12 protein-coding genes are annotated in these 12,369 nt (G+C 58.2%); 4 read left to right on the top strand and 8 right to left on the bottom strand.

The window, feature by feature from the left end:
- Positions 1 to 63 precede the first annotated feature (63 nt).
- The 3 genes from AO065_RS06100 to AO065_RS06090 all read left to right on the top strand — a co-directional run bounded on the left by AO065_RS06100 (position 64) and on the right by AO065_RS06090 (position 2,245).
- Positions 64 to 357 (top strand): DUF6388 family protein, encoded by a 294-nt coding sequence (locus AO065_RS06100; protein ID WP_004880967.1) that lies wholly within the window; start codon positions 64 to 66, stop codon positions 355 to 357.
- 99 nt (positions 358 to 456) lie between these two features.
- Positions 457 to 1,146, top strand: a complete 690-nt coding sequence (locus AO065_RS06095) for a crotonase/enoyl-CoA hydratase family protein (protein WP_004880966.1) — start codon at positions 457 to 459, stop codon at positions 1,144 to 1,146.
- A 127-nt stretch (positions 1,147 to 1,273) separates the two neighbouring features.
- Entirely contained in the window at positions 1,274 to 2,245 is a 972-nt protein-coding gene (locus AO065_RS06090; RefSeq protein ID WP_004880963.1) for a magnesium and cobalt transport protein CorA, read from the top strand.
- Positions 2,246 to 2,420: 175 nt separating this feature from the next.
- On the opposite strand, the gene AO065_RS06085 is transcribed toward AO065_RS06090, so the two are convergent.
- Positions 2,421 to 3,149: an amidotransferase gene (locus tag AO065_RS06085; RefSeq protein ID WP_004880952.1), complete on the bottom strand. Its 729-nt coding sequence runs from the start codon at positions 3,147 to 3,149 to the stop codon at positions 2,421 to 2,423.
- A gap of 685 nt (positions 3,150 to 3,834) precedes the next feature.
- Between AO065_RS06085 and AO065_RS06080 the strand changes: the two genes are divergently transcribed.
- Complete coding sequence (locus tag AO065_RS06080) at positions 3,835 to 4,209, top strand: rhodanese-like domain-containing protein (protein WP_004880950.1); 375 nt, start codon at positions 3,835 to 3,837, stop codon at positions 4,207 to 4,209.
- 88 nt (positions 4,210 to 4,297) lie between these two features.
- Here AO065_RS06080 and AO065_RS06075 read toward each other — a convergent pair whose 3' ends face one another.
- From AO065_RS06075 to speE, 7 genes are all read right to left on the bottom strand, one after another.
- Entirely contained in the window at positions 4,298 to 5,128 is an 831-nt protein-coding gene (locus AO065_RS06075) for a transglutaminase family protein (RefSeq protein WP_004880949.1), read from the bottom strand.
- Positions 5,125 to 6,084 (bottom strand): alpha-E domain-containing protein, encoded by a 960-nt coding sequence (locus AO065_RS06070; RefSeq protein ID WP_004880946.1) that lies wholly within the window; start codon positions 6,082 to 6,084, stop codon positions 5,125 to 5,127. Before AO065_RS06070 ends, AO065_RS06075 begins: the two co-directional genes overlap by 4 nt.
- A 12-nt stretch (positions 6,085 to 6,096) precedes the next feature.
- Positions 6,097 to 7,506, bottom strand: a complete 1,410-nt coding sequence (locus AO065_RS06065; protein WP_004880943.1) for a circularly permuted type 2 ATP-grasp protein — start codon at positions 7,504 to 7,506, stop codon at positions 6,097 to 6,099.
- A gap of 531 nt (positions 7,507 to 8,037) precedes the next feature.
- Positions 8,038 to 8,379, bottom strand: a complete 342-nt coding sequence (locus tag AO065_RS06060) for a ribonuclease E inhibitor RraB (RefSeq protein WP_004880942.1) — start codon at positions 8,377 to 8,379, stop codon at positions 8,038 to 8,040.
- A gap of 241 nt (positions 8,380 to 8,620) precedes the next feature.
- Entirely contained in the window at positions 8,621 to 8,857 is a 237-nt protein-coding gene (locus AO065_RS06055; RefSeq protein WP_004880940.1) for a hypothetical protein, read from the bottom strand.
- A 208-nt stretch (positions 8,858 to 9,065) separates the two neighbouring features.
- Entirely contained in the window at positions 9,066 to 11,159 is a 2,094-nt protein-coding gene (locus AO065_RS06050; protein ID WP_004880938.1) for an LTA synthase family protein, read from the bottom strand.
- 267 nt (positions 11,160 to 11,426) lie between these two features.
- Positions 11,427 to 12,287, bottom strand: coding sequence for a polyamine aminopropyltransferase (gene speE, locus AO065_RS06045; protein WP_004880936.1), 861 nt, complete (start codon positions 12,285 to 12,287; stop codon positions 11,427 to 11,429).
- Between the last annotated feature and the right edge of the window lie 82 nt (positions 12,288 to 12,369).

Raw genomic sequence — 12,369 nt, 5'->3', positions numbered from 1 at the left:
CGCCGTTTGGCCGGACTGCGCTGCAATGGGTTCCGGCCGCCCAGCCAGATCGAGGAATACAGCATGAACGCTCTTGAGTGGAACGAAGCCGCCCTGGCGAAATACCTGTCGACCCATCCCACGCTCAAAGACGAAATCAGCCAGCTCAGCGCGGCCGAACAGAAGCAGCAGCTTCAGTGGGCTTTCGAGGATGAAGCCGAAAGCCAGGGGATCGAACCCTGGGAACTGGCGCTGGAGTTGATTGCCGAATCGCCTGAACAGCTCAAGCAGATGCGGCTGGAGGCCCATGCGCAGGTCGCCGAAGCTCTGGGCATGGACTGGGACGAGTACTGCGAGCTGAACGATATTCAGGTGTAACCGGCGTTTCAGCAAAAATGAGTGACCCATCAGTCAGCGCTTTACCTGTTCAGCATGGGTGAGTAACGTCTGCTCACTTCAATAAAAAGGAATCGCGTCATGAGTGATCTGGTCTCGTACCAACTGGACGATGGCATCGCCACGCTGACCCTGAACAATGGCAAGGTCAACGCCATCTCCCCGGACGTCATCGCCGCATTCAATGCCGCACTGGATCAGTCCGAGAAGGATCGGGCAGTGGTAATCGTGACCGGCCAGCCCGGCATTCTCTCGGGCGGCTACGACCTGAAAGTCATGACCTCCAGTCCCGAAGCGGCCAGCAGTCTGGTTACCGAGGGTTCGACTCTGGCCCGGCGCATGCTGTCACACCCCTTCCCCATCATTGTCGCCTGCCCGGGCCATGCCATTGCCAAGGGTGCGTTTCTGTTGCTGTCGGCCGATTATCGTATCGGCGTCGAAGGCCCCTTCAATATCGGCCTGAACGAAGTGCAGATCGGCATGACCATGCACCACGCCGGGATCGAACTGGCCCGTGATCGCCTGCGCAAGTCGGCGTTCAACCGCTCGGTGATCAACGCCGAAATCTTCAACCCTGAAGGTGCGATGCAGGCGGGCTTTCTGGACCAGGTGGTCAGCGTTGAAGCCTTGTCCGAGACAGCACGCACGGTTGCCACGCAGTTGAAGAAAATCAACATGAACGCCCATGGGAAGACCAAACTCAAGAGCCGAAAAGCGTTTCTGGACACCCTGGACGCGGCCATCGAACTGGACAAGAAGAGTTTTGTTTAAGGCCACTCGACAAGCCCGCATCTGCGGGCTTTTTGTTTACCGGCGAACTCATCCGCGTTTGGTTAATCTCATCAGCTACCGCGCATCCCCTCTTGCGCCACAGCCACATTGAAGAAGCGATAGCACCATGGGTCGAGTTGTTGCAGCCGCGGTTTACAGCAAAGGCAAGAAAGTCACGGATATCACACTGGACGAGGGCGCAGCCTGGGCCGCCAAGCCCGGCCACTTTGTCTGGATCGGGCTGGAGCAACCCAATGCTCAGGAACTGACCAGCCTGAAGGAACAGTTCAACCTGCACGAACTGGCGCTGGAAGATGCGATGGAAGTTCACAGCCGCCCGAAGCTTGAGACCTTCGGTGATGCGCTGTTCATCGTGACTTACGCCCCGGTGCGCGACAACGGCAAGCTGCTGTTCATCGAAACCCATATTTTTGCAGGCAAGGGCTATGTCATTACGTCACGCAACGGCCACTCCAAGTCCTATGGACTGGTGCGTCAGCGCTGTGAAGCCCGCCCTCTGCTGCTGGAGCACGGTGAAGACTTTGTGTTGTATGCCCTGCTGGATTTCGTGACCGAAAACTATCAGCCGGTGACCGAAGCCATTCATGCCGAGTTGGAGTTGCTGGAGCAGAACGTGCTGGGTGGCGCGTTGCGCGAAGCCGATATTCAGCACATTCACGCCTTGCGTCGCGATCTGCTTAGAATGCGGCGTTATGTGGCGCCGATGGTGGAAGTGGGCGAAGAGCTGCAGAAACTCAGCTTTCCCTTCATCGACAAAAATATGCGGCCGTACTTCCGCGACGTCGAGATTCACGTCAAACGGCAAATGGAAGACCTCGGCAACCTGTGCGACATCGCCAGTCAGACCATAGAGATCGGACTGCTGCTGGAGTCCTCGCGACAAAGCATCGTGCAGCGCAAGTTTGCGGGCTGGGCGGCCATTCTGGCGTTCCCGACAGCGATTGCAGGTATCTATGGGATGAACTTCGAGAACATGCCCGAGCTGACCTGGCACTACGGTTACTTCATCGTGCTTGGCGTGATCGTCGGAGGGTGTTCTGCACTGTTCGCCAGCTTCAAGCGGTCGGGGTGGTTGTAGCCTGTCGCGCCGTGCTAAGCGCTGCGGGCGAAAAAGGCAGGCTGATTTTTATCGAACACCACTTAACTTGCTGAACAGATGCAGTTTTNCGCCTCCCACAAAAAAACGTTTCCATTCAGCAGATTACGTGTTGTTTGATAAGAGGCGGCTTGCCGGCGATGGCGTCACTGACCCATCAAACCGACGCCGCATCCGGCTTGTGCGCCACGAAGCGCATCATCCATTCGGCTACCGTCACGCCATGGTGGTCGTGATCGAGACTGGCGACGCCCTTCTGATAGATCTGCTCGCCCAACGACTCCTGACGGATATCCAGCAGGGTTCTCGAGTAATCGTGAATGAACTCGGGATGCCCCTGGAAACACAGCACCTGATGGTTGATGTGGTACGCCGCAAGCGGGCAGAAGTCGCTGGAAGCGATCACCGTGGCGTTGTCGGGCAGAGTGGTGACCTGATCCTGATGACTGATCAGCAGGGTCAGCTTGTCCATTGCGGGTGTCATCCAGGGCGCGGCGGGTGCCACTTGGTAATGATGAATACCCACGCCCCAGCCTTGCACCGCCCGCTCGGTCTTGCCGCCCAGCAGCAGAGCCAGCAACTGATGACCGAAGCAGACACCCAAGAGCTTGTCGCCGCGCTCATACAACGTGAGCAGGTAAGCTTTCAATACCTGAATCCACGGATCGCTGCCGAAGGAATCGGCTTTGCTGCCGGTCACCAGATAAGCGTCGAAGCTGGCGCTATCGGGTGGATAAACGCCCTGCATCACGTTATAGACTTCGAACTCTGCAGCAATCGGCTGGCGCGCGAACAGCAGCTCGAACATGTGTCCGTAACCCTGGTACTGCTCGACCAGCTCCGGTCGCAGGATGTCGGTTTCCAGAATGCAGATGCGTAGCGGCATATAAAGGGACCTGAAACAGTGATGGGCGACAGCGCACGCGGGCAGCCTGCCTTGATGGCTGATGCAAATCAAGCGGCGCTTCGCAAACCTGGTGACGACTGAAACGCTACAGCCAAGCGTAAAGCCAGAAAATGTCTACGCACGTCGCTTACTAGAACCGAATTGCTGTGGCACCGCTTGCAGATGATGTAAGAGATTTCCGAGCCGGACGAACGGTAAAAAGACCAGTATCTGGCCTGAGGCGTCTAGTTAAGGGCTGTACGCAAGATGGAAGCAGCGCTGATAACCATTTGTTCAACATCACCCCCGTTTAAATACCCAATGGATCTAAAGCGCTCGGCACGCGACCTCTAAGGTTAAGTCTGTAACAGGACGACGCGATAAAAACAGTTCCGCGTCAGGTTGCGGTCATTTGATCGAACCCGCCTGTTCAATCGCTAAACCTTTGCCAGCTGCCGTATTACCGCTCATGTACCGGCCAGCTTTTGTCGCTCGGGAATAACAACAAAAGGCAGTCAGCCATGTTTAAACATTCGAAAGTACGTCAGGCGGGTCTTATCGTCTTCGCTACCACTCTTTTATTGATCTTGCCGAACCTGAACAGGCTGTTCGGCTAGTCAACTTGCGCTATCGAACCGCGCGCAACTATGCCACTCTTCCCACTCGAATGAAGGGAGAAAGGCTCATGCGCCAATGGATCGCGTTGTTCATTGCCCTGACGGGCAGCTTCTCCGCACAGGCGGGCGATGTGGATCAGGCCGCGGCCGTTGCGGCGCTGAAGGAAGGCAAGCTGGCCATGGACGTCCGCAGCCAGACCGATTACGACGCAGGCACTGTGCTCAACGCCGTACGCGTTGATCAGGTACGGCTGGTGAACCAGATGAAGCTGGTGCTCAACGACCGCAACGCCGTGTTCGTGATTTTCAGCAGTTCCAACGAGAAAGCCAGCAAAGCCCAGGACAAACTCATGAAAGCCGGTTATTACAGCGTGATCAACGGCGGCAACTACGAAGAGTTGCACAACGCGCTGTATGACATTACGGACGACCCGGCGGAATAATATTCAAATGCGTGAATACATCCGGGAAAACATCAGACAGGGCACGTTTATGAGTGCGCTGCCTGATATCAGGATCGGACTTGCACGGTTATTGATGCTGCGCCTGGCCCTGAACCCTTGCCTTGGTCTTCGGCACACTCACCATCGGCGACACCACCACCTTGGCGTGCATCTGCTCTGCCCCGCCTCCACGCCGCATCCCGCGTACCGGACACGCATCGAGATAGTCCAGACCGACGGCCAGTTTCAAATGGCGCTCGGGAATGGCCAGTTGATTGGTCACGTCGAAGCTGTACCACGCATCATCGATCCAGGCTTCGGCCCATGCATGGCTGGACAGGTGATCGCTGTCTTCACTGCACAGGTAACCCGAAACATAACGCGCTGGCACACCCAGGGTCCGGGCGCAGGCCAGAAAGGCATGCGTGTGGTCCTGGCAGACGCCTGAGCGTCCGGCAAATGCCTTCGCCGCGCTGGTATCGACTTCCGTCGCGCCCTGCGTGTACGTCATGTGCTGATTCAATGCCTGCATCAGGTCGATCAGTGCGGTCCGGTCGATACGCTTGCCACACTGAGCGGCCGCGAAGCTGCGAATGGCCTCATCCGGCTCGGTCAGGCGCGTCACGCGCAGGAACGGCAGCGGCGACTGGCTTTCGTGTTCGGCTTCACAGGTCGCGTCGATTTCGACCTGTCCGCGCGCGCCGATGATGATCGATTCATGAGGTTCTTCAAGGCTCAGGACATGCAGAATATTGCCGAACGGATCGACTTGCGCCCGCGCTTCGCGTGGCAGCGTCAATTTCCAGCTGAGCACCTTCTGACGCTCGCTGTCGTGGGGAGTCAGGCGCAGGTACTGGATACTGGAACGCACCTGATCATCATAGTGATAGGTGGTTTCGTGGCTAATTGAGAGTCTCATGCAGCCTCCAGGTACGAAGTGTGGATAGCATCACCCAGTTGGGCGAGCATCGGGATGAATTCGTTCAGCCACTCGTGCAGGCCCTCATCCAGGATCTCGTCGATGCTGGTGTAGCGCAGGCGTGCATCCATCTCGGCCGCCATGCGCTGCGCGGGTCTGCCGTTGACGCCGGGCAGACTGGCAAGAATCAGGTCCATCTCTTCCAGACAGGCACGCAACGAGCGCGGAATGTCGGCGCGTAGCAGCAACAGTTCGGCCACCTGACGTGCACCCGGCGCGTCGCGATATACCTCGGTATACGCCTCGAACGACGACAACGCACGCAGCAACGCACTCCACTGGTAATAACCGGCAGCGGAATTGTCTGCGGCGGCGTTGGCCTGAGGCCCACGCAGTTCGAGCATTTCATAACGCGCGTCGAGCATGCGCATGGTGTTGTCGGCGCGCTCGATGAATGTCCCCAGGCGAATGAAACGGAACGCGTCGTTGCGCATGATGGTGCCGTAGGTCGCGCCGCGAAACAGGTGCGAGCGCTCCTTGACCCATTCACAGAAACGGCTCATGCCGTAGCGCGTCAGCCCCTGCTGGGCAATGCCACGAATTTCCAGCCAGGTGGAGTTGATGTTCTCCCACATGTCGGCGGTGATCCGACCGCGCACCGCGTGCGCACTGGCGCGTGCAGCGCCCAGGCAGCTGTAGATGCTGGCCGGGTTGCTCGCATCCAGCGCGAAGAAATGCAGCATGCGCTCGGCGTGCAACTCGCCATGGCGCTCGATGTAGGTTTCCAGCGTGCCGGTGATCAACAACGGCATGGCTATTTCATCCAACCCGTCGCCACGCCCGTCCTGGGGCATCAACGACAGCGAATAGCTCACGTCCAGCATACGGGCGAGGTTCTCCGCTCGCTCCAGGTAACGCGACATCCAGAAAAGATCCGAGGCAGTTCTACTTAACATTGGCAGGCATCCTTAATCCTCGACCACCCAGGTGTCTTTGGTTCCGCCGCCCTGCGACGAATTCACCACGAGCGAGCCTTCACGCAAGGCCACTCGGGTGAGGCCGCCAGGCACGACGCGGGTTTCACGACCGGACAGAACAAAGGGGCGCAAATCGATATGGCGCGGGGCGATGCCGTTCTCGACAAACGTCGGACAGGTCGACAGGCACAGTGTCGGTTGAGCGATATACGCATGCGGCTTGGCTTTGAGACGCGCCCGGAAGGCTTCGATCTCGGCAGCCGTGGCAGCAGGCCCGACCAGCATTCCGTAACCGCCGGAACCCTGGGTTTCCTTGACGACAAGGTCTTTCAGGTTGGCCAGTACGTGGGACAACTCTTCGGGCTTGCGGCATTGCCAGGTGGGTACGTTCTTGAGGATCGGCTCTTCGTCCAGATAGAAACGAATCATGTCAGTGACGTACGGATACACCGACTTGTCGTCCGCAACGCCGGTGCCAATGGCGTTGGCCAGCACCACGTTGCCGGAGCGATAGGCCGCCAGCAGACCGGGTACGCCCAGCATCGAATCAGGGTTGAAGGCCAGCGGATCGAGGAAGGCATCGTCCAGGCGACGATAGATCACATCAACGGCTTTGGGGCCGTCGGTGGTGCGCATGAAGACGCGATCATCGCGCACGAACAGATCGGCACCCTCGACCAGCTCGACACCCATTTCGCGGGCCAGGAAAGCATGTTCGAAGAACGCACTGTTGAAACGCCCGGGCGTCAGCACCACAACGCTGGGGTTATCCAGAGGGCTGGAGCTTTTCAGCGTATCGAGCAGCAGGTTCGGGTAATGATCGATGGGCGCGATGCGTTGCGCCGCGAACAGCTCGGGGAACAGGCGCATCATCATCTTGCGGTCTTCGAGCATATAGCTCACGCCGCTGGGCGTGCGCAGGTTGTCTTCGAGCACGTAATAAGTGCCATCGCCATCACGGACCAGATCGACGCCAGAGATGTGCGAGTACAGGTCGCGGTGCAGATTCAGACCCTGCATCGCCAGCTGATATTGCTCGTTGGCCAGCACCTGTTCGGCGGGAATGATCCCGGCCTTGATGATGCGTTGGTCATGGTAAAGGTCGGCAAGGAACATGTTCAGCGCCTTGACGCGCTGAATACAGCCCCGCTCCACAACCCGCCACTCGCTGGCCGGAATGCTGCGGGGAATGGTGTCGAACGGAATCAACCGCTCGGTGCCTTGCTCGTCACCGTAGAGCGTGAACGTGATCCCGGCGCGATGAAACAGCAGATCGGCTTCACGCCTGCGTTGAGCCAGAAGCTCAGGGGGCGTATCGCCCAACCAGCGGGCGAATTCCCGATAGTGCGGGCGGACCAGACCGCCAGCATCGTACATCTCGTCATAAAAGGTGCGGATCATGCCGTACTCCTTGTCACCATGGACACCTTAGGCTTCGCAAGGCCCGTGCCACCGGCATAAACGCTTAAATATCAATAGGTTATATATAAACCCTGCGGACCGCGCACCATTCCTGTGCGCTAAATGCCCCAGCTACCTCTCGCATGCGTCATTCGGAAGCGTCTTTGCGCCGCGAAATCTATGAACAGCATAGTCAGAGTTGATTTCCGAACACGATATTAGTTCGCCATAATCGCCAGCAACCGAGCAAACAGGGCATCAAACGTCGCTTTTGCCCTGAACCCCATTTCTCAGCGAGCGTGACGCACCTTAACGCGCTTCTGACCGGACTTCCCTTTGAGCCACTCTCTTGAGTGGCTTTTTTTTGCGCACGGATAACCTGTTCGGGCTTTACGCGGTCCTGGCGAGCACGCTATTCGTGAACAGCACCTGCGCGAGATTACGCTGACCCCGAAAACAAAACCGGCCGCCCCGGCAGATTTCTCCAGGTCGGCCGATCAGCCCGCAGGTATCAATCGCAATTGCAGCGGATCAGGCGTGCAGCCTCCTGATCTCCTGTTTCACACCCCAGCCTTCAACCTCCCCGTCCATCGGCGAAATGGCCACTTGAAAGTCTTGCTCGAAGTCACCGATACCGTCATAGGTGGCGTACATCACTTTGCTCAACTGCAAATGCCAGGCACCGTCGTCACGCACATTGATCTGTGTATTGAGGGACTCACCACGAAATTTGTCTGCAGCCTGCCGCGCCCGTTCCTCGTCGGGAAAAATGGCATAGAACTCGATGGGGTGAATTCGCGCGAAGTCAAAACCGCCTTCTTTCATGCGGCGCAGTACGTTACTGCTGATGTCCTCTTGATAGGCTGTGCTCATGAAACGTCCTCCTATGCAACGATAGATAGAGTTTCAACTCTTCCCGAGTGGCCATCGAAAAGATGGCCAGCGCACGGCAGTTACTCCGACGTGGGGAATCAAGCATGTAGCTGACCGGACCTGGAACAGGCCGGGGATGGACCTGTGTCAGAGGCCGTCTTCACGACCTCATTTGCAGAGTAGACCCATCGGGGGGACATTGCCAAGTGGTTGGCGCAACAAGATTTTTTGCAGTGAAGGATCAGCTCGCTTCTGTGATGGAAATGATCTGGACACTGTTATGGTCCTTGAGTGTCTTGACGGTCGGCTCATCGGTTCGACCTTCCAGGTCATTGAGATCCAACTCATCCGTGACGGGATATAAATCCTTGCGCAACAGACGTGCAGCATCCTCTTCGCTGGGGCGTTCCTGCCACTGCACTTCCCGACGCTGCTGCACACCATCCTTGTCCAGATACAAAATGGCCCACTGTTTCATCAATGCCTCCAGAATAAGCAAGCCAGGCACTCTGACTTACCTACTCTGGACCTTTCACCGCCTCCATTCGTTCCAATGGATTGCGCACAGCAAACGGACTCAAACGGATAACAAAAAGGCCCTCGCATTGGATGCCGAGGGCCTTTTTCATTGCTGAAACGGTCAACTGCGTGTCCTGCCCGATTGATACCGGGCAGGACGACAGCGGTCAGTTTCTGTTCTTGCTGGCTTCCACGCCTGCAGTATTGTCCAGCAGGCTCTTGGTCGCGGTTTGCAGGAAGCTCTCCAGCTTGCGCTTGAGCTCCTCGGTGTCCGGCGCATCGGGTACTTCTTCCGCGTGCGGCGTGGCACCCAGGGTGTACGTCAGCAGTTTGGCCGGCATTTCGGTCGGTTCGATCAGAATGCGGTTGCCGCTGATGATTGCCACCACCTGCTCACTGCCCGACGGCTTGATCACGCCAAACCCCTTGTCGCCTTCCGGCAGGTTGAGCAGATCGCGTCCCCAGCACTGGTTACGGGTCTGACCACCCAGACGGCCCATGATGGTCGGTACGACGTCCACCTGGGTGCCGACGATGCTGCTGCGTTGGCCGAACTTTTCCTGCACGCCCGGACCGATCAACAACATCGGCACATTGAAGCGACCAAGGTCCATTTCTGTCAGCTGACGGTTGTTGCCGAAACCGTGGTCACCCAGTACGACGAACAGGGTGTTCTTGAAGTAAGGCTCTTTCTTGGCCTTCTCGAAGAACTGGCCCAGCGCCCAGTCGGAATAACGCATGGCGGTCAAATGCTCGTCCAGCGAACCGTGACCGGTCACACGCTCGACCGGCAGGTTTTCCGGCAATGCGTATGGGGTGTGGTTGGACAGGGTTTGCAGCAGGGCATAGAACGGCTTGCCGTCCTGACGCGCCTTCAGTTCCTGAGCGCCACGGTCGAACATGTCCTGGTCGGAAACGCCCCAGGTCGGATCGGAGAACACCGGGTTGACGAAGTCGTCACGGCCAACAAAGTTGGTCATGCCCTGATTGCTGAAGAAGCCCGACTGGTTGTCCCAGGCAAAGTTGCCGTTGTAAACGTAGACGTCATCGTAGTTGCGACCCGCGCTCAACAGCTGCGGAAGGCCCGACAGCTTGTGGCTGCCTTCCGGCGTCTGCATCAGGTATTCGAAACCTGGCAGGTTCGGGAAGCAGGCCATGGTGGCGAACATACCCTGGTGGGTGTGGGTACCGTTGGAGAAGAAATGATCGAACAACAGGCCTTCCTTGGACAGCTTGTCGAAGTTAGGCGTGATGTTGGCATCGCTGCCCAGCGCACCGACCGAGTGACCGGCGAAGCTCTCCATCAGGATCACGACCACGTTTCGGATCGGCAGGGTGTTTTCCGCAGGCGGCGTGAAGTCACGGCGTACTGCAGCAATGTCCGGCTCGACCAGCTTGTCGTGGGAGGTCAGCAACATATCGCGTACGGTCTGTTGTGCGTCGGCCTGTGGCAGCGTTGCTTTCCAGATGTTGTCGCGATCTTCGGACATGCGGCTTTTGGCAGCCGTTATCAGCGTCAGCGTGCCGTTGAGGCCCAACTGGTTGGCGAAGTTCGATTCGGTGGTGTACGCATCACCCCAACGCAGCGGCGGGCCCTGGCGCAGGGTGCCACGGGCGCAGATCACGGCAACGATCAGGACCAGGAAGAACACGCCTATGCGCATGTACCACGGCGCGATGGAGCGCGTGCCAGCGACACCGCCCGACAGTGCATTGCGCGGCCGCGTCACACGGTCGATGCCCTTGAACACCAGGCTCAACAGCCAGGTGACCACGGCCCACGCCAGCAGATAACGCACCACCGGAAAGCCGTACCAGAGCATGCTCAGAACGGTCTTCGGGTCTTCCTTGACGTACTGGAACACCAGGCCGTTCAGGCGTTGATGGAATTCACGGTAGAAGTCCATTTCCATCAGGCCAAAGAACAGCGTGATGCTGCCGACCAAGGTCAGCCAGAACCGGAAGAAGCCACGTGCCGCCATGGCCCGAGCGCTGAACAGCGACAGCATCAGCGGGATCAGCAGATACACCGTCAGACGCAGGTCGAAACGCATGCCGTTGAACAGCGCCTCGATGAAGGTCGATGCAGGCGTATCGCCAATCATCTCGCGGTTGTAGACCAGCAGACCGATACGCAGCAGCGTGTACATCACCATCAGGGCCAGGCCGCTGAGCAATGTATAAGCCAGATGCGATTTGACGGTCGGGTTTTGCAGGCGGGACAAGGCTTGCCGATGAATCTGGGCGTCCGTTTTGGCCATGGTTGTCAGGATCCGGTGGATTCAGGGTTGGGTTCAGGCGTGCGACACCAGCGCTCCAACGAGTGGGCGGCAGGCTGCAAGGGGGGCAGATAGTACTTGATCGACAGGTATTTGGCGCTCGTTCAGCGCGTCTCGTTCAGCGACAGAGACTATCTGCGGGTTCAGCGTCGCGCGCAATTCTGGGCCGGGGGGTGTGAAAATTTTGTCGCGCCCCGCCATACGGCAGGACGTTTCAGGCGTTCAGGCCCGAAACGTCGGACACCGGACTCAGTCGTTGCTTGGCTTCTTGATGGCGCTGAGCACGTACTGCGGCAGCGCGAACGCGCCGATGTGCACTTCAGGGTTGTAATAACGCGTAACAATACCGCTGCCAGCGAAGCGCTGGCGCAGGGTTTCCAGCGGCAGCTTGCGGTACGCCTTGTCGGTCGCGCCCCAGGCAAAGGTCATGGCGCCGCCGATGTAGGTCGGAATGGCGGCCTGATAGAAATGCCAGTCGGCGAACAGGCCGTTCATGCGTCCGGCCGTGGTCTGTACGCCACTGAGCTGCATGAAAGGTGTGCCGTTTTGAGTGACCAGAATGCCACCCTCGTTCAGGCAGCGATGGCAGGCCTGATAGAAGTTTTCCGAAAACAGCACCTCTCCCGGACCGATCGGGTCAGTGGAGTCGGAGATGATCACATCGAACTTCTCTTCGGTGGTAGCCACGAAACGCATGCCGTCGTCGATCACCAGATTCAGACGCGAATCCTCGAAAGCGCCGTTGGAGTGAGTCGGCAGGAACTCCTTGCACATCTCGACGACTGTGCCGTCGATCTCGACCATGGTGATGTGCTCGACCGTCGAGTGCTTGGCCACTTCACGCAGCATGCCGCCGTCGCCGCCGCCAATGATCAGCACACGCTTGGCTGCGCCGTGAGCGAGGATCGGCACGTGGGTGAGCATTTCGTGGTAGATGAACTCGTCGGCCTCGGTGGTCTGAATCACGCCGTCGAGCGCCATGACACGGCCCATGCGCGGGTTCTGGAAAATCACCAGGTGCTGGTGATCGGTGCGCACTTCGTGCAGCATTTTTTCGATACGAAAGCGCTGGCCGTAGCCTTCGTACAACGTTTCCTGATAATCACTCATGGGTAAGCTCCCGAAAAAGACAGATGACAGGACGGCCGACCGCCCGCAACAAAGGCGCGCATTCTACGTCGCCGAACATGAC

The sequence above is a fragment of the Pseudomonas viridiflava genome (assembly GCF_001642795.1).
In the GTDB taxonomy this organism is placed as follows: Bacteria; Pseudomonadota; Gammaproteobacteria; order Pseudomonadales; family Pseudomonadaceae; genus Aquipseudomonas; species Aquipseudomonas viridiflava.
This window is presented reverse-complemented; position numbering and strand designations above follow the sequence as displayed.